The sequence below is a fragment of the Streptomyces sp. NPDC002088 genome (genome assembly GCF_040296605.1).
GTDB lineage: Bacteria > Actinomycetota > Actinomycetes > Streptomycetales > Streptomycetaceae > Streptomyces.
In genome coordinates, this window is record NZ_JBEOXO010000016.1 from 15,780 (window position 1) to 40,355 (window position 24,576).

Sequence of the window (24,576 nt, forward strand, 5' to 3'; positions counted from 1 at the left end):
GGAAACGTAAGTCAGTCTGATTGACTAAGTCAATACGCTGTGTGACATTTCCTCGCATGCCGATGGGAACGAACCACCCCGGAAACGGGAGTTACAACCAGGCTGTCGTACTGGAGGCGATCCGGGCCTCGGAAGGCATCAGCCGGGTCCAGATCGCCGACCGTACGGGACTCACCGCGCAGACCGTCTCCGTGATCGTGCGGCGGCTTCTCGGTGAGGGACTGGTGCGGGAGGGCGGGACTCTCCCGTCGACCGGCGGCAAACCACGCACGATCCTGCGGATCAACCCCGGCGCCGGATACGCGATCGGGATCCACTTCGATCCCGCCGAGATCACGGTCGTCCTGGCCAACCTGGCCGGAGTTCCCGTACGGACCTGCCGCCGCACCCTGACGACCGGACTCCGGCCCGCGTCGGTGATCGCCGTCATGGCGCGCGCCGCACGATCTCTGCTGGACGCCGCGCATGTCTCCGACGCCCGGGTCCTCGGCGTCGGGCTCGCCTGCCCCGGCCCGCTGGACGCGGACGGCACCATGTACTCGCCACCCCAGCTGAGCGGCTGGGACCGGATCCCCATCCGGGCACTCCTGGAGGAGGCCACCGGCTTCGCCGTCAGCTCCGACAACGACGCCACCGCCGCCGCGATCGGCGAACGCTGGGCGGGCGCGGGCAGATCAGTGCCCAGCTACGCCTACCTGTACCTGGGTACGGGCATCGGTGGCGGCCTCGTCCTCGACCATCAGATCTACCGGGGCCGGTCCCTCGGCGCGGCCGAGTTCGGTCACCTCACCGTGGTCCCCGGCGGGGCCGAGTGCTACTGCGGCAACCGGGGCTGTCTGGAGGCCGAGTGCCGCCCGGCAGCGATCGAGGCAGCCCACGCCGCGCGCACCGGCCACCGGCTCACCCATGCCGGGATCTGCGCGGCCTTCCGCGCCGGAGATGCCGCCGCGGTCGAGACGATCCGGGGCGTCACCGTACGGCTGGCCGATGCCGCCGTGAGTATCGTCAACCTGCTCGACGTCGACCTCCTGCTGATCGGCGGCCCGGCGCTGCGTGAAGCCGCGGATGCCTTCCGCGATGCCATGGCGGAGGCGGTGAACACCCGTTCCTTCAACCGCCGTCTGCACGACGTGCGGGTGGAGATCGCGCCGATGGGAGCCGACGCGGCGGCGATCGGCGCAGCCTCGCTGGTCTTCCACTCGACCTACGCGCCCACGCTGCCGACCCGGCCGAGGCGTCCGCCCCCTTTACACGCGCCCCACGCATCGCTACCTTCACCGGCTGATGACAACGCTGTCATTTCCGCGCCCGAGGAGCAGTGATCGTCAATGGTGTCCCGAAGATACTTCCTGCTGACCAACGGAACGATCCTGGCGGCAGCCGGCCTGGGCTTCGGCCTCCCCGGTCAGGCCGCCGCCACCGAACGCGACAGTCCCACTCCCCTGCTGCCGTCCTTCGGCCGCGCCACCACGCTCGACGTCGCCGACGTGAGCACACTCCACGGGGACGATCAGCTGCTGCTGACCACCCTCCAGGGGGTCGTCAACCGGCGCCGCCCCCGCCTCTACTTCAACTACGACGCCGGCGGCGTCGACCTGCGCTGGCTGACCGGCACCGGCGCCGACATAACCCGCCACGACAACGCTCTCGACCTGATCGGTCGCTACCGCGGCGAGGTCCGCGGGGCCGTCCTGCACGACCCCGAGGTCCCCGACTCGGTCAACGTCGCCACCACCCTGGCCGGTCTGGAGAACGCCGTCGCGGCCACCGCCGAACAGGCGAGCCGGTACGGCCTGAAGGTCGTCGCCGACCTTCGGGGCCGTTTCGCCGACGACCCGCAGGCGGTCTACCGCTGGCAACTGGACAACCTGTTCCCCCGCTGCACCCACACCCTGCTGGCCGGGCTCCCGCCCACCAGGACCGTGACGGTGGACGGTGTCCAGTGGCGGGAGATCGCCCGCGAACCGGACCGTATCCGCGACTCCTCCAACCGGGAGGTACGCACCTTCGACCTCAGCACCGAACTCCCCGGCACGGACGGGGTCTTCCTCCGCTTCCAGGACGCCCTGGGGGACGACGGCTGGGGCGCTTCGGTGGGGCAGGTCACCGTACGGGCCGACGGCCAGGAGATAGCGTCCTTCGCGCCGGGTACGGATGCCGAGGCCCCCTACCTCTTCGACGGGCTCAACTCCTCCATCGGCGGCGACGCCAACCGCTTCAGTGACGGCGGCGGCTACTTTATCTACCGGTTCACCGCACCGGCCGGGACCACCCGGCTCACGGTCGATGTCGACCTGTGGAACCAGTACCTGGTCACCGCTACGACCACCGCGCCCACCCGCGTCGAGCCCTTCCCGTACTTCCGCGACTACGCGGTCGCCTCCCGGGCCATGGTGGTGTGGCTGCCGCCCTCAGGAGCCACCGGCGCGCTGCTCGACGAAGTGTTCAGCCAGGTCGAGCCGACCACCCCGTACTGCGGCTGGTTCTCCAATGACGTGGCGGGGGAATGGGGCGGCGTCGACCGGGCCTCACAGCACGGGGTGGAAGTGGTGGCCGCCGACTACTACATGAACGGCACGGTGCACGCCGGCACCCGGGCGAAAGTTTCCGACCGGGTTCGGCCACGTCCGTCGGCGAAGCTCCGCAACCGGGTGTACCTCACGCTCACCGTGGGCGAGGGCGACAACATCCAGTACTGCCAGCGCCGCATGCGCGACCTGTGGGACAACTCCGCGCGCGGTCAGGTGCCCCTCAACTGGACGGTCAGTCCGCTCCTGGCCGACATCGGCCCCGCACTGCTGTCCTACTACCAGCGCACCGCCACCGCCAACGACCTGCTGATCGCCGGCCCGTCCGGCGCCGGATACACCTATCCCGGCTCCTGGCCCGAGGAGGCGCTGGACGCGTACACCCAGCTCACCGGGAGCTTCCTGCGCCGGACCGGCATGGACCTGGTCTACGCCTACAACCAGCGACTCACGGAGGGCACCGGCTGGGTCCCCTTCGACGAGCGCATCGCCCGCTCCTACCGGGACAACACCCCGGTGCGCGGCATCATCCAGTCCTGGGAGACCGGTGACCTGCAGATCAGCCCCGCCGGGCTGCCGGTGATCGGCAGCTACTGGCCGCAGGGCAACGCGGCGGAGTACCGGGACGGGCTGGTGAAGCACATCGAGGGCTGGGACGGGAGCGGTCCGCTCTTCATCGCCGGGGCGGTCAACGCGTGGAACTGGACGCCGAGCGACATCGCCGAGCTCGGCGAACTGCTCACCGACCCGTTCGAAGTGGTGAGGGGAGACACCTTCTTCGAGCTGCTGAACCGGGCCACCCGGTAGGAGGGGGCGCCGTAGCCCCGCCACAAAAACAACCAGTATGGCTCGTACGGCTTCTGAGCTGTTCACCAGGCGTCGTTCGCTGCGCAGACGATGCAGGTCTCCAGGTTGGCCGGGTCTATGATCAGGCAGTTCGGACATAGCGGCTGTCCTTGAGTGTCATGGGGCCTCGATGCGGCCGGCGCTGCCGCCTGAGCGCCGCTCTGGCATCGCCGCGTCAGCTGTCGCTGCGGCACCAAGATCCGGACCATTCGCGGACCGCAACTCGGGGTAGCCACAGCTGAACCGCTGTCTTCCCTGGTCAACAGCGGTGCAACCTCTGTACCACCAGCAGACGAAGAATCTACTGGTGAGCTGTTCCCCGAAGAAGCTGGGTTTCTTCTAAAGGCATGGAAAAGGGCGCCCGAGCTGGGGAAACTCCCAGCCGGGCGCCCTTCATGGCCCGCAATCAAGCAGCAAGGCGAAATGCTTCCTCACTCCCAGTTCGTCCCACTGTCATCCCCGCCCTGACCAGCTGGTCCGGAATATTTCCGGACCAGCCTGCACCTGACTCGGCATCCGCGTCGCCTCCCAGTGGTTCATCGAATGCTCGATCAGCTGGTTGGCGCGGTCATGTGTTCCGGCCAGGAACTTCGCGTAGTAAGCGCTCGGGATCTGTCACTGACCCGCGATCGCGACAACGAGCAGGACGACGGAGAGCAGCGCCACGAGGGCGCCCCCGGCGATGAACACGCGTTCAGGCCCTAGGCGTACCCGCCCGTGGACGACAACATTTCGCGGGTCGGCCGGAGCGTAGGAGACAAGTACGTTGCCGCCGTCAATGAGCGGCTGTCGCCGAGTGGGGAGTCTCTCCCGGGCGTCGCTTGACCAGTGCCTCGACGCGCACGTCCGTCCTGGTCACACGCCGTGCCTGGCACAGCCCATAGGTCCCCGCGAGGACGGCCGACGTGCCGCCGAACGCGGCGATCCCCGCGAGTACGGCCACGGCCCCCACGTTCACGCCACGCCCCCCGTTCCGGTGTTCGTCCCCGCCTCGGCCGCCGTCGCCGACACCCTCACGTTGTGGTCACACCAGCCCGGCCAGATCGTGGTTGAGCTCGACGACGTTGACGCGTTCCTGACCCAGGAAGCCCAGAACACGTCCCTGGACGTGTCGGGCCACCAGAGCCCTGACCTTGGTGGGGGCGAGGTGGCGGGCCTTCGCGACGCGGGCCACCTGTTCGTAGGCATACGCCGCAGAGACCGCCGGATCGAGCCCGGAGCCGCTGGCTGTGACGGCGTCCGCGGGGACGGATGAGGGCGGGACCCCGTCGAAGGCGGCGACGGCGGCTCGGCGGTCCTTGACGGTCTTGATCAGGTCGGTGTTGTTCGGTCCCAGGTTGGAGGCGCCGGAGCTCAGGGGGTCGTAGCCGCCCGCGGACGGGCGGGGCTGGAACCACTTGGGGTCGGGGCGCAGCGGCTCCTGCGCGTCATGGGGATTCTTCTTCGACAGGGCGAAGTTCTGGCCGATGAGGCTCGAAGCCACCGGGGTGCCGTTCGTCGTCAGCAGGGAGCCGTTGGCTTGGTGGGAGAGACCGGCCTGGGCAATGCCGGTGACGACCAGTGGATAGGCGATGCCGGTGATCACGGTGAACGTCAGCAGCATCCGCAGGGCCACCAGATGGTGCTGGAGTACAGGGGGAAGAAGGGTGCGCACGGGTGGGATCGCCTTCTGTCAGCGCAGGCCGGGGACGAACTGGATGAAGAGGTCGAGCAGCTTGATGCCCAGGAAGGGCAGTACCAGCCCGCCGAGCCCGTACATCCAGATGTTGCGGCTGAGCAGTTTCGCGGCTGAGGACGGCCGGTAGCGCACGCCCCGCAGCGCGAGCGGGATCATCGCGATGATGATCAGCGCGTTGAAGACGATCGCGGAGGCGATCGCCGAGGTCGGGCTGTGGAGGCGCATGATGTTGAGCTTGTCGAGGCCGGGGTAGACGCTCGCGAACATCGCCGGAATGATCGCGAAGTACTTCGCGACGTCGTTGGCAATGGAGAACGTCGTCAATGCACCGCGCGTGATCAGCAACTGCTTGCCGATCTCCACGATCTCGATCAGCTTGGTCGGGTTGGAGTCGAGGTCGACCATGTTGCCGGCCTCCTTGGCGGCCGACGTACCGGTGTTCATCGCCACGCCGACGTCCGCCTGCGCGAGCGCCGGGGCGTCGTTGGTGCCGTCTCCGGTCATCGCGACCAGTTTGCCGCCCTCCTGTTCGCGCCGGATCAAAGCCATCTTGTCCTCGGGGGTGGCCTCGGCGAGGAAGTCGTCCACCCCTGCCTCCTGGGCGATGGCGCGGGCGGTGAGAGGGTTGTCGCCGGTGATCATGACGGTCTTGATGCCCATCCGACGCAGCTCGTCGAACCGTTCCCGCATGCCTTCCTTGACGACGTCCTTGAGGTGGATCACCCCGAGGACGCGGGCGACGGGCGTGCCGCCGTGCCGGGTCACCTCGCCGACGACCAGTGGGGTGCCGCCGCTCGCGGAGATGCCGTCGACGATGCCGCCGACCTCTGCCGTGGGGTGGCCGCCGTTGTCACGGACCCAGCGCATCACTGCCGTCGCCGCCCCCTTGCGCAAAGAGCGGTTCTCCTGGGGATCGTTGATGTCGACGCCGCTCATCCGGCTCTGCGCGGTGAAGGGTACGAACTGTGCCTGGGCCAGCTCTCCTTCGCCGCGGCCACGTAGCGCGTACTGCTGTTTGGCGAGGACGACGATCGAGCGGCCCTCGGGCGTCTCGTCGGCGATCGACGACAGCTGGGAGGCGTCCGCGAGTTCCTCGACGCCCACCCCGTCCACGGGCAGGAATTCGGCAGCCTGGCGGTTGCCGAGGGTGATGGTGCCGGTCTTGTCGAGCAGGAGGGTGTTGACGTCACCCGCGGCTTCCACCGCGCGGCCGGACATCGCCAGGACGTTGCGCTGCACGAGCCGGTCCATGCCTGCGATGCCGATCGCCGACAGCAACGCGCCGATCGTCGTCGGGATCAAGGCCACGACGAGGGCGACGAGGATCACGATGGTCTGCTCGGCCCCCGCGAAGAGGGCGAAGGGCTGCAGGGTCACCACCGCGATCAGAAAGATGATCGTGAGGGATGCCAGCAGGATGTTGAGGGCGATCTCGTTCGGCGTCTTCTGCCGGGCGGCGCCCTCCACGAGGGCGATCATCCGGTCGATGAAGGTCTCCCCCGGCTTCGAGGTGATCTTCACGACGATCCGGTCCGAGAGCACCTTTGTGCCGCCCGTGACCGCCGACCGGTCACCGCCCGACTCGCGGATCACCGGCGCCGACTCGCCCGTGATGGCCGATTCATCGACGCTCGCGATGCCCTCGACCACATCGCCGTCGCCCGGGATGATCTGCCCGGCCTCGACGACGACATGATCGCCAAGACGAAGGTCGACGCCTGGAACTTCCTCCTCCGCGATGTCGGTCGCGCCCGGCCGCCAGTCGACGAGCCGGCGGGCCGTCGCCATCGTCTTGGTCCGGCGCAGAGTCTCCGCCTGGGCCTTGCCGCGTCCCTCGGCCACGGCTTCGGCGAGATTGGCGAAGACGGACGTCAGCCAGAGCCACGCTGTGATCACCCAGGCGAAGACACTGGGTGTCCTGATGGCGGACAGTGTGGTCAGGACCGCCCCGACCTCCACCACGAACATGACGGGGTTGTGGAACATCACGCGCGGATCCAGCTTGCGCAGGGCATCCGGGAAGGACGTCAGAAGCTGCTTGGGGTCGAGCAGTCCGCCGGAGACCCGGTGCGGCTGACGCCCGGCGCCCGGCGGGACGGGAGCGGGAGCGGCGGTCGTGGACATCAGTGCAGCCCCTCCGCAAGGGGTCCGAGCGCGAGCGCGGGGAAGTACGTCAGACCGACGACGATGAGGATCACCCCGGTCAACAGCCCGACGAACTGCGGCCGGTGCGTGGGCAGGGTGCCCGCGGTGACCGGAACGGGCTGCTGCGCGGCGAGCGAGCCCGCGAGTGCCAGGACGAACACCATCGGCAGGAACCGGCCGATGAGCATGACTACGCCGAGCACGGTGTTGTACCAGACGGTGTTCACGCTCAGCCCCGCGAACGCCGAGCCGTTGTTGTTCGCAGCCGACGTGAAGGCGTACAACACCTCGGCGAAGCCGTGCGGCCCGGAATTGAGCATGGCCGCCCTCTCACCCGGGAACGCCATCGCCAGCCCCGCACCGACCAGCACGAGCGCGGGCGTGGTCAGGATGTAGAGGGAGGCGAACTTCATCTCCCGGCCCCGCAGCTTCTTGCCGAGGTACTCGGGCGTACGGCCGACCATCAGTCCGGCGACGAAGACCGCGACGACCGCCAGGATCAGGATGCCGTAGAGCCCGGAGCCGGTGCCGCCGGGCGCGATCTCCCCCAGCATCATGTTGAAGATCGTCATTCCGCCGCCGCCCGGCGTGTACGAGTCGTGGAAGGAGTTGACCGCTCCGCACGATGTGAGGGTGGTGGACACGGCGAACAGAGCCGAGGCCCAGATCCCGAACCGCGTTTCCTTGCCCTCCATCATTCCGCCGGCCGCGTGGCCGGCCGCGCTGCTGACGCTGTGCAGCTCGTTGGCGGTCACGATGGCGACCGACGCACCCCAGATCAACGCCATCACCGCGATGATCGCATAGCCCTGGCGGTTGTCCCCGACCATCGTCCCGAAAGTCCGCGGCAGCGAGAACGCGATGACCAGGAGCAGGTAGATCTCGATCAGGTTGGTGAGGGCGTTGGGGTTCTCGAAGGGGTGCGCGGAGTTGGCGTTGTAGAAACCACCGCCGTTGGTGCCCAGTTCCTTGATGGCCTCCTGGGAGGCGACCGGCCCGCCGGTCAGGCTCTGCTGCCCGCCCGCGATGGTGGTGATGTCGTGGATTCCGTGGAAATTCTGAATGGTACCGGCGGCCACCAGAACGATCGCGAAGGCGAGTGCAATGGGCAGCAGAACACGAAGCACAATCCGAGTCAGGTCCACCCAGAAATTCCCGACGCGATCGGTCTTCTTCCGTGTGAAGCCGCGGATCAGTGCGGCGACGACGGCGATACCCACGGCTGCGGAGACGAAGTTCTGCACCGCGAGGCCCGCCATCTGGACCAAATAGCCCAAGGTCGACTCGCCGGAATACGCCTGCCAGTTGGTATTGGTGACGAAGGATGCAGCGGTGTTGAACGACAGGTCCGCAGTGACCGGCTTCGTCCCCAGGGACAGCAGGAGATGGTTCTGCAGGCGCAGAAACACGTACAGGAACAGCACCGAGACCGCGGAGAAGGCCAGGACACTCCGAAGGTAGGCCGACCACCTCTGGTCCACGTCGCCGTTCACTCCCCCGGCCCGGTAGACCAGGAGTTCAGCCCGGCCATGGTGATCGGCGGTCAGGACGCGGGCCATGTAGTCGCCCAGCGGGCGAAACGAGAGACCCAGCACGACCACCAGGGCGAGCACCTGGAGCCAGCCCGCGAGAGTGTCGTTCATCGGAGCCGGCCCCTAGAACTTCTCGGGGAAGATCAGGCACACGACCAGGTAGACCACGAGGCACGCGGCAACGACGAGGCCGACGATGTTTTCCAGGCTCACAGGCGTCCGACCCCCTTGGCGGCAAGGCCGATGAGGGCGAACACCACAACCGTGAGCGCGATGTATGCGACGTCCGACATGCGCGAGGCACCCCGCAGAGTCGTCAGGGGCGGAGCTTTACGGTGCGCCCTGTTCGGAATATGGGGTTGGCGCGTTTCTGACGCTATATCAGTTGACTTCGGCAAAGCGTTGACGCTGTGTGGGCCGATGGGGTGATGGTGGAGCGCAGGCATTCACCCGTCGCGGTCGGATGTCGCGCCGCCGCCGGGAGCACAGCTCGGAAGAGTGAGCGTCACCGAGAAGGCCGGCCCGTCGGCGGTCGTCTCCAGGGTCCCGTCCATGGCCTCGGCCAGGTCACGCGAAAGCCGCAGAGCCAGGCTGTCGGCCTTCCTGGTACCCGGTGCCCGGGAGGGGAGCGTGCTCGATTCCGTTCTCTGCTCAGGCATCCCGTCCTCCACCCGGATCACCAGGCGGTCGCCCCGGACCTGGGCGCAGAAGACGGGGGGCCGGTCCGGTGGGCTGTGACGCAGTGCGTCGGCCCCGAGGGCGGTCAGGGCGCGGGTGAGAAGGGCGGCATCGGCGATCACGTCGGGCAGCTGTTCCGGCAGGCGCAGAACGATCGAGTGGCCACCGGGCCCGAGGTCGTCCAAGGCAGCGCCCAGCACCTCATTGAGGTCGACCGGGCGCAGGTAGAGATCGAGTGCCCCGGCGTGCAGACGGCTCAGGTCGTCGAGATCGGTGACCAACTGCGCCGCACGGTGCACGGCCGCGCGGGCGGTGTCCAGCAGCTGCGCCGCTTCCCGGGCACGCTCGCATGCGAGTCGGCCCCGCAAACGCACGAGCGCTTCTTCGGCTGTGCGGAGCGGAGCACGCAGATCGCGGCCTGCCGCGAGAAGCAGGGATGCCCGGGTGCGTTCGGTCTCGGTGAAGGTGTCCGTGCCACCGGAACGCCCGGCGATCCGCCCCCGAGCGTGGGCCAGCCCCAGTTCGGCGGCGCATGCGGCGAGCACGCGCTGATCCTCCGTACTCAGTCCTGAGCCGCGAGCCGCCAGCGTGAGAGTGTCGTCGACCGGGCTTTCCACATCCGCCTCGTAGGGCCTTTCCGGCGGCCGCTCCCCCGCGCTGGCGATCACGTACCAGCGGGGCACGGGGGATGCTTCCGGGTCCCTTTCGAGCAGGCTGATCGCGCTGAGGCCGAAGTTCTCCCGGATCTGCTCGACGAGTGCCGGCAGATCCTGGCCACGCATCACGGCGGCGGCCAGGCGGCTCAACGCCCTCGCCTCCGATGTCGCGCGTACCGCCTGGTGCGTACGCTGCGCAGCCGCTCCCGCTGCGGTGCCGACGAGAGCGGCCGTGGCGATGAAGACCACGAGCGCGGTGATCTCGTCGGCGCGCTCCATCGCCAGCGAGTGCACCGGTGCGGTGAAGTAGTAGCCGGCGAGCAACGCCGCGGCAACAGCGGCCAGCAGAGCGGGGTAGAGCCCGCCGGCCAGGGCGACCACCACGACGACGAGCAGATAGATCACCAGGTCTCCGGCGAGACTGAGGTGGTCCCGCAGCGCGGTCAGCAGGAGCGTCAGTACGGGCAGCAGCACCACGGCGCCGGCCAGCGCGGACCAGTACCGTCTTGGGCCCAGGCCACGACTCGGACGGGGAAGCCTCAGCGCAGCTGAACCGGCTGCCTCCTCATGGGTGACGATGTGCACGTCGATGGGGCCGGACCCCTTGATCGTCCGCGCCCCCACGCCTGCTCGCAGGAAGGAGGCGAGACGGCCGTGCCGACTGGCGCCCAGCACGATCTGGGTGACGTTCTCCGCCTCGGCGAACTGGAGCAGGGCATCGACGACGTCCTCGCCCGTGGTCTGGTGGTAGCTGCCGCCGAGCGACTCCAGAAGGGTGCGCTGGGCGTCAAGTACGCCCGGGTCGACTGCGGTGAGCCCGTCCTCCGGGATCACGTGGATGGCCAACAATTCGGTGCCGGGCGTACGAGCGCTGATCCGCGCGGCGCGGCGGATGAGGGTCTCGCCCTCCGGCCCCCCGCTCAGTGACACCAGGATCCGCTCCCGGGTCTCCCAGGGGGCGGAGATGCCGTGTTCGGCCCGGTAGCGCTGCAGCCCCTCCTCCACTCGGTCGGCCAGCCACAGCAGGGCGAGTTCGCGCAGTGCGGTGAGGTTGCCGACCCGGAAGTAGTGGGTGAGGGCGGATTCGATGCGGTCCGGCGGGTAGACATCGCCGTGCACCATGCGGCGGCGCAGCACCTCGGGCGGCAGGTCCACCAGTTCGATCTGGTCGGCGCGGCGCGCCACCTCGTCGGGCAGGGTCTCGCGCTGCCTGACCCCGGTGATCTGCCGGACCAGGTCATTGAGGGATTCCAGGTGCTGGACGTTGAGCGTGGTGACGACATCGACGCCGGCAGCCAAGAGCTCCTCGACGTCCTGCCACCGCTTGGCATTGCGGGTCCCCGGAACGTGGGAGTGGGCCAGTTCATCGACCAGCGCGACCTGGGGGCGGCGGGCCAGCACGGCGTCGAGATCCATCTCGGTGAAGACCGCACCGCGATGGGTCAGGGTGCGCCGGGGGATCGTCTCCAGACCGTCGGCCAGGGCAGCGGTCGGCCGACGCCCATGCGGCTCGACGAAGCCCACGACCACATCCGCACCCAGTGAACGCAGCCGCTGCCCCTCCGTGAGCATGGCGTACGTCTTTCCGACCCCGGGGGCGGCCCCGAGGTAGATCCGCAACCGTCCACGTGCCACCAGCGGGCTCCTGCCAGGTCACACACCATTCGTGCGTGCGCCCTACCATGGTGCGCCCCTACGGGCCGCTCCTCGCGACGACACCGGCCCAGCGTCGGGCAAGACCCCCTCGGGGTGTATCGAGTCCCGCTGTCGACCCAGAGCGCCCGGTGCGGTGGGTGCATGTCACGCCTCCCGCGCGAAACGCGCCCGCGGACCGGGAAGGGCTCTGGTGCCGCTCTCCGGCCGAATTCGAGCGCCGTTGACACCCCCCTAGGGCGGCCCGTACGGCTGTGACGGAACTCTTACGGCCCACTCGTGCGTCTGCGGGAACCGATCCCGCCGTACGGCCCACCCTGCTGTTGGCCCGCACCAGCGGGGTGCGGGCCAACAGCAGGGTGAGGCATCAAGAAACACGGAACCGCAGGCGGCAGATCACCGCGTCCGTGTCCCGGCGCACCGCGTGCGCGACGACCGCACCGCGCTGGTTCTGCAGCAGCCGCAGCCGCAGACGGTCCGGCTCGACCTCGGGAATCAGAACGGTCACACGGGTTCCGGGCTCAGCAGCGACCGTCTCGCCCACGTACTCGGCGATCGGGCTGCCCAAAGCGCGGCGCTCGGAAGTCAGCTGGATCAGGGGCACGCCGGGGTTCCACAGCTCCCAGTCGCGCGCCAGCGCATGGGTGTGGGCCCTGTCCTCGGGATCGGGGTGACAGACGGTGACCGCGCGCACCTCGTCGCCGAGCGAGGCGGCGGCGTTCAGGGCCTCGCACGTCAGCCGCGACAGGTTCGACACCGGAACGATCACCACGGACCGGTCCCGGTGCGGCGGCTCCGGGATACACCCCAGGCCGAGCCGCTCACCGATCCGGGCGTAGGCGCGGTGCACGGCTTCGAAGGCCACCACCAGCAGCGGCAGGGCGATCACGATCAGCCAGGCGCCGTCCTCGAACTTGGTCGCCGTGACGACGACGGCCGCGATGCCGGTGAGCACGGCGCCGAAGCCGTTGAGCGTCGCCTTGCCGGTACGAAGCCACCAGGACCGCCAGCAGTGCGGCGATCGCGAGAGTCACCGGCAGCGTGAACCCGAGGCCGTGCGCGCCGAAGGCCGCCAGGACGAGGACGATCGCCTCGGAACCGTACGCCACCGACGCCATGGCATCCAGGGAGAGGGCGGCGAGCCCAGTGACGGCGGTGAGCCGGTGGCGCTCGCCGGTATCCCGCGGCTCCTCGTCGGGCGGGGCGGCGCCGACCGGTTCGGTGGTCAGGACGGACATGGAATACGTGCTCCTTCACAAAGGGCCCGCGCACGCGGGAAGGCAGTACGCGGGTAGGCCCAGGTTCTGTCCGTCCCCCACCGCTTTCGACCTCTCCTTGCGGCTTCTTCACGCCCAAGCCGCGGACCTTGACGCGACGTTGACGGCAGTGTGACCCACACGACTCCGTCCGGAGCGTGACCCGTCCCGAACAGGAAGAGCTCGCAGTAACCGTCGCCGGCCTGATCGGGGAACGGGCGGCGGGCGTTCATCCCCACGCCAGGATGCACGTCCCCGTGGAAGCGGCTACCCAAGCCCGTGACCGCGTGGCGGAACTGAATGCCGACGGCTGCGTGGCCGTGGGCGGCGGTTCGGCCATCGGCCTGGGCAAGGCCGTCGCCCTCCGCCACGGCCTGCCGATCATCGCCGTACCGACGACGTACGCCGGATCCGAGATGGCACCCGTGTGGGGGCTGACGAAGGACGGCGTCAAACGCACCGGGAAGGACACGCGTGTCCTGCCGGTCTCGGTGCTCTACGATCCCGAACTCACCGTGACCCTGCCGACGATCGTGTCCGCGACCAGCGGCATGAACGCCATCGCGCACGCGGTCGAGGCCCTGTGGATGCTCAGGCCGTCGCTCGCCGTGCTGACGAGTTGCATGGCGTGCGGGCCGCGGGCGAGCGTCCGGGTTCCGGCGGCGCGAGGGGAATCCGTCATGCGCCGAAGCCTAAGACCGGCGTCCGTCCTGGCCGGTCCCGGTCATGCGCCGAGAGCCTCCCTACCGAGGCTTGACAGCGCGATGGCGAGCTGATCCATCAGGCGTTCGTGCGCTGCGGCAGGGTTCGCCTGGAGTGCGAGGAAGGCGCCGTCGAAGCCCGCGAGCGCGAAGTCGACAGTGTCGTCGGCCACCTGCCCGGCCTGGTCGGGGGCGATGGTGGTGAAGGCGTGGGTGATCAGAGCGTGGAGGTTGGAGCGCCCGTGTGCTCGTACTCGTCCGATGATCTCGGCCGTCTCCGGGGTGTCGCTGCTCAGCAGTAGCAGCACGAACAACCGCAGGAACTCCGGGTGGTCGACGAACGCGGCACCGGAGGCGCGGAGAGCGCGGCGCAAGTACACCTCGGGTGTGTCGCCCGGGTCTGGTTCAGGTGTGGTGGCATTCATGAAGAAGCGGTCGGCCCCGCGCTCCATGACGGCGGCGAGGATGCCCAGCTTGGATTTGAAGTGCCAGTAGATCGAGCTGTTGGGCAGCCCTGACTCTCGGGCGATGTCGGCGATGCTCGTGCCGTCGAATCCGCGGATCGACATCATCCGCGAGGCAGCATCCAGGATCTCATCACGCGAACGCTCACCCTGGAGCAGGCGCTTGTTGCGGCGTCCGGCGGTTGTGGTCGGCATACCCACACCCTATCTGGATCGTTCGCTCCAGACCCTTGACAGCCTCTTTTTCGGCCACTTCTAATGGCCCACGTACTTCTGTCTGGAATCTTCATTACAGAACCGAGGCATCCATGCGTCCTCATGATTACGACACCGACGTCGCGATCATTGGTTACGGCCCTTCGGGCGTCGCCGCGGCCAACGCGCTCGGCACGCTTGGCATCAACGCGATCGCCTTCGAGCGCGAACGCGACATCTACAGCCGTGCCCGCGCCGTCACGATCAACGACTGGACGATGCGCCTCTTCCAGCAGGTCGGCCTCGACGAGCGCGTCAAAGCCGACATGGATCCCACTCTCGCCCTGCGCTGGATCACCTACGACGGCACCGAGTTGCTGCACCTGCCGTTCCCGCCGGGGCAGCTCGGCCACGCGACGTCGTACGCGATCTACCAGCCCACCATGGAGCAGACCCTGCGCGACGGGGCAGCGCGGTTCGGCTACAAGATCCGGGTCGAGTACGGCGCCGAGGTGACCGACGTGGCTCAGGACGCCGACGGCGTCACGGTCACCGTCCGTGACCTCGCCACCGGTGAGTCCTCCACGGTGCGAGCCCGGTACGCCCTCGCCTGCCACGGCGGCGAAGCCGCGACCCGCGAGCGGCTGGGCGTCAACCTCGTCGGCGACACTCTGGATGTCCGCTGGGTCGTCGTCGACGGCAAGGTGAAGCGCTGGTGGCCCAACCGCCACATCCTCACCTTCTGGTCCGACAAGGAGCGCCCCGTCGTCGACATCGCGCTCGGCCGCGACAACCACCGCTGGGAGATCCCGCTCAAGCCCGGCGAGACCGACGCGGACTTCGCCACCCACGAGGATCTCTGGCCGCTGCTGGAGTCGCTCGGGGTCTCGCGCGACGACATCGACATCCACGGCCACGCCTTCTACAGCCACCACGTCCGCTCCGCGGAGTCGTGGCGCGTCGGCGAGCGCGTCTTCCTGCTCGGCGACGCCGCTCACCTGATGCCGCCGTGGGCCGGATCGGGCATGCAGTCGGGCATCCGCGACGCGTTCAACATCGCGTGGAAGCTCGCCGGCGTGCTCGGCGGCTCGCTCCCGACCTCGATCCTCGACTCCTACGAGGCGGAGCGCCGCCCCAACGTCGACTTCTACACCGAGGTCTCGATACAGCTGGGCCGCATCATCAAGCAGGAACTCACCGAGGAGGAGCAGGCCGCTCTGGCCGCGCAGTCGGAGGAACTGCCGCCGCTGCTCTGGCCGCCGTCCTATGTCGCCGGCTGGTTCACCGGCGCCGCGACACCCGACAGCGCGGTCGGCAAGATGATCCCGCAGCCGCGAGCCGCCACCGTCAACGGCATCATCGGCCGACTCGACGATCTGCTCGGCAACGGCTTCGTCGTACTCGGCGACAACGTCGACCCGACGACTGTGTTGTCAGCCGAGGACAAGGCCGGCTGGGACGCCATCGGTGCGCGCTACCTCGCCGTCCGCGCCGCCGACCAGGGCACCAAGGGTCCCGACGAGATCGTCGACATCGACGGCGCCCTCATCGGCTGGCTGCGTGAGCGCGGCGCCCGCGTGGTCGTCGTACGCCCAGACCGCTTCGTGGTCGCGGCCGATCCCACCGGCCTCTCCGTTCCCGCCTGACCACCATCCTCCGATTTAAGGAATCGACATGGCCGCAACGATCAAAGAACTCTCCTACGTCGGCATCGAGGCCGACGACCTCGACGCCTGGAGCGGCTTCGCCGGGCAGCTTCTCGGCCTGATGCCGGCCCGTCACGAGGACGACATCCGCACCTTCCGGCTCGACGACCACATCCACCGCACGATCATCGTGCGGGGCCCGCGCAACGACCTGGCCTTCGCCGGCTTCGACTGCGGCTCCGACGCGGAACTCGACGAGGTCGTCGCGCTGCTGCGCAGTAACGGACACGACGTCACCGAAGGCGACCCTGAGCTCGCGGCCGAGCGCGGAGTCGCCCGCATCTACGTCACCGCCGACCCCGAGGGCAACCGCGTCGAGCTGATCAACGGCCTGAAGAAGGCCGATGAGCCCTACGCCAACGAGGTCAACAAGTACGGCTTCCAGACCCGCCAGGGCGGCGCCGGCCACATGTTCCTGCTCTGTACGCCCGGCGGCGGCCGCGAGCGAATGCTGGAGTTCTACGGCCACCTCGGCTTCAAGCTGTCGGACTACATCAAGGACGAGGTCGAGCCCGGCCTCTTCGTCGACGCCGCCTTCACCCACTGCAACGGCCGTCACCACACGCTGGCCTTCGCGGAGATGCCGGCGCCGATCAAGCTCCACCACTTCCTGATCGAGAACAACAACATGTCGGACGTGGGCTGGGCCTACGACCGCATCGTCGAGGCACGGGTCCCGATGATGCACACCATGGGCATGCACCCCAACGACAAGATGTTCTCCTTCTACGCCAACTCCCCGTCGGGTATCGCGGTTGAGTACGGCTGGGGTGGCCTGATCATCGAGGACGACGACACCTGGGAGGTCGGCGAGTACGACTCCATCAGCGCGTGGGGCCACAAGAACCCGATGAAGCTGGGCACGGCCCTCGTCGAGCTGGCCAAGCGCGGTCAGGAACTGCGGGAGGCGGCGATGAAGGCGGCCGGGGAGGTCACCCAGTGACAGCGACCACTGCCGACAACCGCGAGGTCCGCAGCCAGGACATCCAGGCGGGCGGACACCGACTGCGGGTCTACACGTGCGGCGACCCGTCCAAGCCCGCGATCCTCTTCGTCCACGGCTCGGGACCAGGTGTCAGCGCGCCGTCCAACTGGGCACATCTGATGCCGTCGTTCGCCGGGGACTACTACTGCATCGCACCCGACGTGCTGGGGTTCGGCGACTCCGAGCACCCGGAACCCGCCCCGAACGGTGGCATGCCGGCATACACCACCCTGCGTGCCCGGTCGCTCCTCGCGCTGCTCGACGCCCTGGGTGTGGCCAAGGCACACTTCGTCGGCAATTCGATGGGCGGCATGATCACGCTTCGTGTCGCTCAGATCGAGCCTGCCCGCATCGACAAGATGATCCTCATGGGCAGCGGTGGGGCACCGATCCCGCCGACCGCGGACCTGATGAAGCTGATCACCTTCTACCAGGACCCGTCGCCCGAGGCGATGGCCGACCTCCTCGTACGATTCGTCGACGACACCGGCCTCTTCGCCGGCAAGCTGGAGGAAATCGCGCGGACACGGGTCGCGCTGGCCACCCGTGACGACGTGCGCCGCTCGCACCTGGCGACCTTCAACCCCGAGTACGGACCGGTCAAGTACACCGAGGACGAGCTGGCGGCCATCCAGCACCAGGCGCTCGTGCTGCACGGTCGTGAAGACCGGATGCTCCCGGTTGCGGCGGGGTACTACCTGGCCGAGAACCTTCCCAACGCCCGGCTCCACGTGCTCCCGCACGCCGGTCACTGGATCCAGATCGAGCAGGCGGCCGGCTTCACCGCACAGGCGAAGCTCTTCCTCACCGAGTAGGACTCAGCGGCCTTTCGGGGCCTCGGAGCGATCGCGGGCCCTGGTGCCCTACGAACGGCGGCAGCGCCGGGCAGTTCGCTGCTCCCGCTGTGCCAGGGCCCGCCGCGACGGGGCCTTCGTCAGCCGCAACCGCTGCCGGTGTGGATATGCCTGGCACGAGTCCGAGATCACCAGAGCCGACTTCGAAACCCTTGTAGCCCTGGCATCGCCGTCGGACACCGACCGTCCGCCAGGCCCTCGACATCACGGCTGCTGAAGCCCACGAAGGCGGGCGTGGCCTCGGACGGGACGCCGATGGGCTCGATGTTGCCCTACCGGCCGAGCGAACGCGGGCAACCGTACGGCCGGGTACGTCTGCCCGGAGTCCGGCTCAACCGGAAGCGGTGTACACGAGCTTGCCCCGCACGTGCCGTTCGGACAACTGACCCAGCGCGGACGGGACTTCGCTGAGCGGGAGAGTCCGGGACAGCATGGGGTCGAGGTGTCCGTCCGCGACCAGCGTCAGCAGTTCTCCGAGCATCGCGGAGAGGTCGGCTCGGGGGCGCTCATCGCCGTGGCTGTGGGCAGCGCCCAGCGCGATCTCGTGAACCGACGGCGCGATGGTGAACGGGGCCACCACGGTCAGGTCGGGCCGTCCGGCAACCGAGGCGAGTCCGCCGCCGTGCACCAGCAGGGACAGGTTCGCCGTGGCGGATTCCGGGCTCACGGTGTCCACCACCCCGTCCACACCCCGGCCGTCGGTCAGGTCTCGGATGCGGGCGGCGACGTCCTCTGTCCGGTAGTCGACGACCTCGTCCGCCCCCAACTCGCGAACGCGGTCGGCGTTGCGGGCGGACGCCGTCGTGATCACTCGGGCTCCGGCCCGTGCGGCGAGCTGGACGGCGAAGCCGCCGACGCCGCCCGCACCCCCCGTGACCAGGACCGTGTCCCCGGCAGTGACGACCAGTCGCCGTACCACCGCCTGGTAGGCGGTCATACCGGCACAGGGCAGGCCGGCGGCGACAGCCCACTCGATCGTGTCGGGCACCGTGGCCAGGGTCGTGGTGTCGGCGAGGGCGTACACGGCGAAGCCTCCGGGGCGGCGCAGATCGCCGTGGAAGACGACCCGCTGTCCCGGGTGGACGCCCGTCACGCCCTCGCCCACCGCGTCGACGGTGCCGGCCACGTCCAGGCCGAGAACGTGCGGCCAGGTCCAGTCGGGGTGGCCCTCGGCTGCGACCTGGTAGTCGACGGGGTTGAGGCCGCAGGCCTCGACCTTCACACGCGCCTGGCCAGGGCCCGGTTCGGGTACAGGCAGGTCGCTCAGACGCAGGGTCTCGGGGGCGCCGGGGCGGTCGAGGACCAGCGCGCGCATGGTCGTACGGCGGGTCGAGTGCGGGCTCACACGACCGCCTGGTCGCTGTCCCGGTGCGCGCCCCAGCCGTGCCAGCGCTCGACCTCGATCCAGGCGCTGACCCGGGTCCGGACCCGGTCCGGGTAGGGCTTGCCGGTGTAGTGGCCGGCGATGCGGTCGATGTCGGCGAGGCCCTCGTCGTCGTAGATCTCGATGGCGCGGCCGATGAGGGTGACGTGGGTGTACCAGTCGTCCTTGTCGAGGACGGTGAGGGTCACACGGGGATCCCGGCGCAGGTGCTTCAGGCGGATCCGGCCCTCGTCCAGGCTGATCAGCACCCGGTTGTTCTTCCACACGTACCAGGTGGGGGTGGACACCGGCGTGCCGTCGGAACGCAGGGTGGCCATCACGGCCGGGTTGGGTCGGCGGAGCAGTTCCTGGGCCTCGGCGGGCAGTGGCGGCTTGGACATGTCGGTCCCTTTCTCAGTGCTGCTCGTCGAAGCTCGCGTAGTACGCGGCGGCCATGTCCTCGTCGCCGTGCCCCTGTGCGGCGGCCCGCTCCAGACGCTCGGCGCTCGCCGCGGCCACGTCCAGGCGTACGCCGTTCTCCTCCCCCGCCTCGACGATCAGTCGGGCGTCCTTGGCGGCGGTCGCCACGGCGAACTGGGCCGGGGACAACTGCTCGTTGAGGATGAGGCCGGACTTGGCACGCAGGTACGGCATGTCGAGCGGGCCGCCGCCGATGGCGTCGAAGAAGTCCTGCGGGTCCACGCCGAGGGCCTTCGACAGGGCCAGGACCTCGCCTGCCGCGGCGGTGGTCGCGATGACCCAGCTGTTGGCGACGAGCTTCAGCCGAGTCGCGGAGCCGTCCGCACCGTCCTCGCCGGTCCACACCGTGCGGGCACCGACCGCGTCGAGAACCGGGGTCACGGCCTCGCGGTGCTCGCTCGGACCGGCGACCAGGACAAGCAGCCGGCCGGCCTCGGCAGGCTGGCGGGTTCCCAGGACCGGAGCGTCGTAGAAAACAAGGTCGTATTCGCGGGCGAAGGCGGCCAGATCACCGATCGCCTCGATACCGGCGGTGGTCGACTGCACCCAGGCGGTCCCGGGGCGCAGCGCGGGCGCAGCCTGCTTCATGACGTCCAGGGTGGCGGGGCCGTCGTACAGCATGGTGAGGACGACATCGGCGCCCTCGACGGCCTCGGCGGGGGTGCCGGCGATCTCGACGCCGTCGGCGGCGAGCGGTTCGGCCTTGTCCCGGCTGCGGTTCCAGGCCCGGACGGTGTGCTCGGCGCGGGCGAGATTGCGGGTCATCGCGGCACCCATGATGCCGGTGCCCAGCACGCTCACGGTGAGCTTGTCGGTCATGACGTCAACTTCCCTGTCCATACGGTGCGGTGAAGACAAGAACCGGGTGTGCCCCGGTGTCACGGGACGCACCCGGGGCGCGCTTACTTCGCGGCGGCGGTGACGAGGCCGTCGAGCCAGGCCTGGTGGCCGTTGAGCATCGGGTTGGGGCGCTCGCCCGCCAGCGCGGCGGCGGGCTGACCGATCTGGGTCTCCTGGGTCAGGATCCGCACCCGGCCGCCGGGCAGGTCCTCGACCAGCCAGGCGTGCAGCACATCCAGCCGCTGCTCGGGCGTGCCGTCCTGCTTGGCGGTCCAGGACAGGCGGCCGGGGACGCCGTCGGCCGGGGCCTGGAACTCCACGACGTGGGCGTCCAGTGGCGGGAAGCCGAAGGTGCCGAAGCTGAAGACGAGGCCGTCCTTCAGCTCGGGGCCGCCGCCCTGCGGGAAGGAGATGGTCCCGCCTGTCGGCTGGCCCCTGACCGCCCCGGCCGACGTCCTGCTCGGCTCCGCCGACCGGGCCCGCTGGAGCGGTCAGGGCTGGTGGTGGCCCGCGGTCATCGCCGCCCTCGCCCTCGTCGCCCTGCTCGCCCTGTGGTGGCTGCTCGCCCAACTGCGCCGACGCCACCCCGGCGCACTGCCCGTCGGCGGCACACCCCCGCAGCAGGGCGTCGAACTGCGCGACCGCGCGCTCGGCGACGCGATCGCGACCGAAGCCAGTGCCCTGCCGGCGGTCGAGCACGCGGCCGTCCGCATCAGCAACTTGTCGGTGTGTTGGTTTGCTCGTCCGTGGCGGCGAGGAGATCGGGGGCGGTGCGGTAGCGGGCCCGGCCGCCCTGCCCATCCCCACACCCGCGTCGCACTCACTCTCACTCCTCAGGCGTCACCCGGCACTCTCCTCGACGCCCTGTGCGAGGGCCCGCTCCGGACCGCTCGTCGGTCCACCGGCTCCCCTCACATGCCCACCGAGGTCCGCCTACAGGTCGCCGGCCACAAACCGCACCGCGCGGAGTAAGGAGGAGACCGACCATCCCCGTGTCCACCCCCTTGCGATCTCTCGCAGTTCACAGGGGCACCGTGCACCACTCCCCAATGGAGAGGTCATGATCATCCTGGGCATCATTCTGCTCGTCGTCGGCTTCCTCACCGGGATATCCATCCTGTGGACCATTGGAATCATCCTGCTGGTCGTCGGAGCCATCCTGTGGATCCTCGGCTCGATGGGACACGCCGTCGCCGGTCGACGCCACTACTGGTGACCGACCCGGCGGCCTGCCGCCACCGATCCCCCGGGACCGCCGGCAGTCGCGCGGACGCCTGCGCCGACGGCGAGGCGCTGCGGGCAACGCGGCAGTCACCGGGCGGCACACTGGAGTACGCACACCAGAGGGGGGACCGAACGCATCCGGACGACGAACGCGTCGAGCACCTTGTGCCAGGCGGTTCAGATCCGTTGGGCACGGTGGAGGAGGGTGTGCAGTCCGTAGGGTCGCAGCGCGGCTCGGGCGGCGTTCGCTCCGGGGGCTCCGTGGACCCCTCCGCCGGGGTGGGCGGCCGCTGAGGCGAGGTAGAGGCCCTTGACGGGGGTCTCGGGTCGGCCTGTGCCGGGGACGGGGCGGAAGATCGCCTGTTGGTGCAGGGCGGTGGTGCCGTTGTTGATGGCGCCGTTGTGGAGGTTCTCGTTCATGGCCTGGAGGGTGGTGGGGGCCAGGATCCGGCGGGCGAGGATCCGTGTACGGAAGCCGGGCGCGAATCGTTCCACCTGTGCCTCGATGCGGTCCGCCATGGCTTCTTGTTCGCGGGCGTCCCAACGGCCGGTGATGCGGTCGGGGCCGGCGTCGGAGACGATGTGCTGCGGGACGTGGGTGTAGGCCCACGCCGATTCCGTACCGACGGGCGAGCGGCTGGGATCCGCCGTGGTCATCTGTCCGAGCAGGGCGAACGGCTCGTCGGGGACGTGTCCCATGGCGATCTGCGAGGCGAACCGGGTCAGGCTGTCGATGCCGTCGGCCACGTGGACCGTCCCGGCGCCGGCGGCTTGCGGAGCCGTCCACGGCACCGGGCCGGTCAGCGCCCAGTCGACCTTGAAGGTAGCGAAATCCCACTGGAAACGCTCCAGGTCCCGCAGGAGCCGGGACGGAAGGTGTTCCTCGCCCACCAGCTCCCGGTACAGGGCCGACGCCGACGTGTCCGCGAGCACGGCGCGCCGCGCGCCGACGGTCTCCCCGCCGGCCGTCCTGACGCCCACCGCCCTGCCGCCACGTACGACGACCGACACGGCGCGCTCCCCGCAGCGCAGGACGCCGTCGCGGTGCTGGAGGCGGCTCACGAGCGCCGCGGTCAGGGCGCCGGCCCCGCCGACGGGGACCGGGAAGCCGTGGCTCTGTCCGACCATCGACATCAGCCAGCCGAACCCGCCGCTGCCCACCGCCTCGGGCGCCAGGTCGGCGTGCAGGGCGTTCCCGGCCAACAAGAGCCGTCCGCCCTCGCCCCGGAACTCCTCATCGCCCAGGCGGCGCACCGGCAGGGTCAGCTTCCGGACCAGCCGCAGTCCGCCCGCGGCCCGAAGGTTCGCCGCCAGACGGAGCCCGGAGCGGACCGGAGGGAAGGGCGTGAACATGGCCTGCACCAGGTCCTGCCCGACACGGCTCCACACCTCGTACATGTCCCGCCAGGCGTCGCCGTCGCCCGACGCGAACTCTTCCAGCCCGGATGCGGTCTCCTGCACGCGGCGCTCCAGCACGGCGCACCGCCCGTCCCTCAGCGGGTGGGCCAGCACGCGCGGGGCATGGCTCCATCGCAGTCCCTCCGCGGCGAGACCGAGGCGGGCGAGGGCCGGGGAAACGGCGGCCAGCGGGTACAAGGCGCTGAAGAGATCGGAGACGTAGTCGGGATGGACACCGCGGTCGCTGCGCACGGCGCCTCCAGGCTCCTGCTGTGCCTCCAGGACTTCCACGCTCCACCCGGCGTCCGCCAGCACGTTGGCAGCCACCAGCCCATTGGGTCCGGCGCCGATCACCACCGCGTCAGGCATGACGGGCCCCGGCGTGATCCTGTCCGACGTGATCCTGTTCCACGAGCCTGGCAAGGCGCGCCAGCATCCCCCGGTGCCGCAGTTGGAACACCGCTTCACTCGCGGCGTTGTGGAAAGTGCTTCCCAGGCCGCGCAGGGGGTGCTCGTCGCAGATGACGAGCGTTTCGTCCTGGCCCCACGGCCTGAGCTGGAGGAAGATCCTCGCGGTGCCCAGCGACTTGAACGACGCCTCCAGTTCCAGCTCTCTGCCGGATTCCCGATGGCGGACGGTCGTCACCCCGTCGACCGACCAAGGGCCCAGCCGCACGGTGTAGCGGAGCCGGGATCCGACGTCGGGCCAGGTCTGATCGAGTGGCATGGACGTGGCGGGCCCTACCACCCACTCCCCGTACCTGGTCGGATCGGCAAGCACCGCCCATACCGCGTGCGGGGGACGCCGGATCAGCTGATGTCGGACTGCCATGGAAGGAGCCCCTTCTGCCGGAACGGACGGTGTGCGGCACAGCCGTGTTGTGCGGCACTCGGAGCGCCTGCCTGTGTTCGAACCGGCGCTCGCACAGGGCTGGAACTCTCGGGCGCGGCGCAAGTCTTCATCCACCATCTGGTGTCACGGCCATGGTGCGCGTACTCGAATGCCCTCGCATCTCGCCCGCGCCGGAGGAGAGTGCGGCGCGGCGCCCACCGGGAACCGGGCAGGACAGCGAGTCATCCGTACCTGACAGACATTTTCCGGTCTCCTCGCCCACGTCACCGAACCGTCTGCCACGCCGGGGATCGGCACTGCTGATTGTCAGGCAACGTCCCGGGGGCCGCTCCGAGGGCCAGCCGTCACTCGGCGTGCACGCTGCACGGAAAGTGATCCAGCCCCCTGAAGGCACGGTGCCGGCCCACTCTTGAGTGAGGGGCGCCCGGACCGGCGGGAGCCAGGTCGCCCCCCGTGACGGCGCCGGACTGCGTGGGACACACGTGGCACCGGTCGCCTGACGTCGATCACCACAGAGCCGATCACCCCAAAAGGGATGAAC

21 protein-coding genes and 1 pseudogene are annotated in these 24,576 nt (G+C 69.4%); 8 read left to right on the forward strand and 14 right to left on the reverse strand.

The genetic code is table 11. The annotated features are described in order from the left end of the window. Positions 1-56 precede the first annotated feature (56 nt). Positions 57-1,322 (forward strand): ROK family transcriptional regulator, encoded by a 1,266-nt coding sequence (locus ABT114_RS29665; RefSeq protein ID WP_351145945.1) that lies wholly within the window; start codon positions 57-59, stop codon positions 1,320-1,322. A 6-nt stretch (positions 1,323-1,328) separates the two neighbouring features. Then, entirely contained in the window at positions 1,329-3,335 is a 2,007-nt protein-coding gene (locus tag ABT114_RS29670; protein WP_351145946.1) for a GxGYxYP domain-containing protein, read from the forward strand. An 814-nt stretch (positions 3,336-4,149) separates the two neighbouring features. Here the strand turns inward: ABT114_RS29670 and ABT114_RS29675 are convergent. The 7 genes and pseudogenes from ABT114_RS29675 to ABT114_RS29705 all read right to left on the reverse strand — a co-directional run. Continuing rightward, the gene (locus ABT114_RS29675; RefSeq protein WP_351145947.1) at positions 4,150-4,332 is read right to left on the reverse strand and encodes a hypothetical protein; all 183 of its coding nucleotides are present in this window, start codon (positions 4,330-4,332) and stop codon (positions 4,150-4,152) included. A 66-nt stretch (positions 4,333-4,398) separates the two neighbouring features. After that, on the reverse strand, positions 4,399-5,028 hold the full coding sequence (gene kdpC / locus ABT114_RS29680) for a potassium-transporting ATPase subunit KdpC (protein ID WP_351145948.1): 630 nt from the start codon (positions 5,026-5,028) through the stop codon (positions 4,399-4,401). Positions 5,029-5,046: 18 nt separating this feature from the next. After that, entirely contained in the window at positions 5,047-7,176 is a 2,130-nt protein-coding gene (kdpB, locus tag ABT114_RS29685) for a potassium-transporting ATPase subunit KdpB (protein ID WP_351145949.1), read from the reverse strand. After that, positions 7,176-8,840 carry a potassium-transporting ATPase subunit KdpA gene (kdpA, locus tag ABT114_RS29690; protein ID WP_351145950.1) on the reverse strand — a complete coding sequence of 555 codons (1,665 nt, stop codon included), beginning with the start codon at positions 8,838-8,840 and terminating at the stop codon, positions 7,176-7,178. The genes kdpB and kdpA overlap by 1 nt, the downstream gene beginning before the upstream one ends. 12 nt (positions 8,841-8,852) lie before the next feature. Continuing rightward, positions 8,853-8,942, reverse strand: a complete 90-nt coding sequence (gene kdpF / locus ABT114_RS29695) for a K(+)-transporting ATPase subunit F (protein ID WP_351145951.1) — start codon at positions 8,940-8,942, stop codon at positions 8,853-8,855. Between the two features lie 233 nt (positions 8,943-9,175). Then, positions 9,176-11,698, reverse strand: coding sequence for a DUF4118 domain-containing protein (locus ABT114_RS29700; protein WP_351145952.1), 2,523 nt, complete (start codon positions 11,696-11,698; stop codon positions 9,176-9,178). Between the two features lie 385 nt (positions 11,699-12,083). After that, positions 12,084-12,701 (reverse strand): annotated as a pseudogene (locus tag ABT114_RS29705) (amino acid permease); the annotation flags it as partial. Positions 12,702-13,130: 429 nt separating this feature from the next. Here ABT114_RS29705 and ABT114_RS50685 point away from each other — a divergent pair. Further along, the gene (locus ABT114_RS50685; protein WP_502988416.1) at positions 13,131-13,748 is read left to right on the forward strand and encodes an iron-containing alcohol dehydrogenase; all 618 of its coding nucleotides are present in this window, start codon (positions 13,131-13,133) and stop codon (positions 13,746-13,748) included. On the opposite strand, the gene ABT114_RS29715 is transcribed toward ABT114_RS50685, so the two are convergent. Beyond that, entirely contained in the window at positions 13,697-14,332 is a 636-nt protein-coding gene (locus tag ABT114_RS29715) for a TetR/AcrR family transcriptional regulator (RefSeq protein ID WP_351145954.1), read from the reverse strand. The two genes, ABT114_RS50685 and ABT114_RS29715, sit on opposite strands and share 52 nt — an antisense overlap. A 113-nt stretch (positions 14,333-14,445) precedes the next feature. Here ABT114_RS29715 and ABT114_RS29720 point away from each other — a divergent pair, with 113 nt between their 5' ends. From ABT114_RS29720 to ABT114_RS29730, 3 genes are read left to right on the forward strand one after another with little or no spacing between them, the layout of a single operon-like run. Further along, entirely contained in the window at positions 14,446-15,978 is a 1,533-nt protein-coding gene (locus ABT114_RS29720) for an FAD-dependent monooxygenase (protein ID WP_351145955.1), read from the forward strand. Positions 15,979-16,006: 28 nt separating this feature from the next. Then, positions 16,007-16,981 (forward strand): VOC family protein, encoded by a 975-nt coding sequence (locus ABT114_RS29725; RefSeq protein ID WP_351145956.1) that lies wholly within the window; start codon positions 16,007-16,009, stop codon positions 16,979-16,981. Beyond that, entirely contained in the window at positions 16,978-17,838 is an 861-nt protein-coding gene (locus ABT114_RS29730; protein ID WP_351145957.1) for an alpha/beta fold hydrolase, read from the forward strand. The genes ABT114_RS29725 and ABT114_RS29730 overlap by 4 nt, the downstream gene beginning before the upstream one ends. Positions 17,839-18,208: 370 nt before the next feature. Here the strand turns inward: ABT114_RS29730 and ABT114_RS29735 are convergent, their stop codons facing one another. The 4 genes from ABT114_RS29735 to ABT114_RS29750 all read right to left on the reverse strand — a co-directional run bounded on the left by ABT114_RS29735 (position 18,209) and on the right by ABT114_RS29750 (position 20,880). Beyond that, a complete protein-coding gene (locus ABT114_RS29735) occupies positions 18,209-19,222 on the reverse strand; it encodes a zinc-binding dehydrogenase (RefSeq protein ID WP_351145958.1) in 1,014 nt (337 codons plus the stop codon). After that, complete coding sequence (locus ABT114_RS29740; RefSeq protein WP_351145959.1) at positions 19,219-19,641, reverse strand: PPOX class F420-dependent oxidoreductase; 423 nt, start codon at positions 19,639-19,641, stop codon at positions 19,219-19,221. The genes ABT114_RS29735 and ABT114_RS29740 overlap by 4 nt, the downstream gene beginning before the upstream one ends. A gap of 13 nt (positions 19,642-19,654) precedes the next feature. Beyond that, complete coding sequence (locus ABT114_RS29745; RefSeq protein WP_351145960.1) at positions 19,655-20,539, reverse strand: NAD(P)-dependent oxidoreductase; 885 nt, start codon at positions 20,537-20,539, stop codon at positions 19,655-19,657. 83 nt (positions 20,540-20,622) lie between these two features. Beyond that, on the reverse strand, positions 20,623-20,880 hold the full coding sequence (locus ABT114_RS29750) for an SRPBCC family protein (RefSeq protein ID WP_351145961.1): 258 nt from the start codon (positions 20,878-20,880) through the stop codon (positions 20,623-20,625). 91 nt (positions 20,881-20,971) lie between these two features. Here ABT114_RS29750 and ABT114_RS29755 point away from each other — a divergent pair, with 91 nt between their 5' ends. Both ABT114_RS29755 and ABT114_RS29760 read left to right on the forward strand, forming a co-directional pair. Beyond that, positions 20,972-21,532 carry an alkaline shock response membrane anchor protein AmaP gene (locus ABT114_RS29755; RefSeq protein WP_351145962.1) on the forward strand — a complete coding sequence of 187 codons (561 nt, stop codon included), beginning with the start codon at positions 20,972-20,974 and terminating at the stop codon, positions 21,530-21,532. Between the two features lie 88 nt (positions 21,533-21,620). Beyond that, positions 21,621-21,776: a DUF6131 family protein gene (locus ABT114_RS29760; protein ID WP_351145963.1), complete on the forward strand. Its 156-nt coding sequence runs from the start codon at positions 21,621-21,623 to the stop codon at positions 21,774-21,776. A gap of 185 nt (positions 21,777-21,961) precedes the next feature. On the opposite strand, the gene ABT114_RS29765 is transcribed toward ABT114_RS29760, so the two are convergent. After that, positions 21,962-23,551: a phytoene desaturase family protein gene (locus ABT114_RS29765; RefSeq protein WP_351145964.1), complete on the reverse strand. Its 1,590-nt coding sequence runs from the start codon at positions 23,549-23,551 to the stop codon at positions 21,962-21,964. Then, positions 23,544-24,014, reverse strand: a complete 471-nt coding sequence (locus ABT114_RS29770; protein WP_351145965.1) for an SRPBCC family protein — start codon at positions 24,012-24,014, stop codon at positions 23,544-23,546. Before ABT114_RS29770 ends, ABT114_RS29765 begins: the two co-directional genes overlap by 8 nt. Positions 24,015-24,576: the final 562 nt, after the last annotated feature.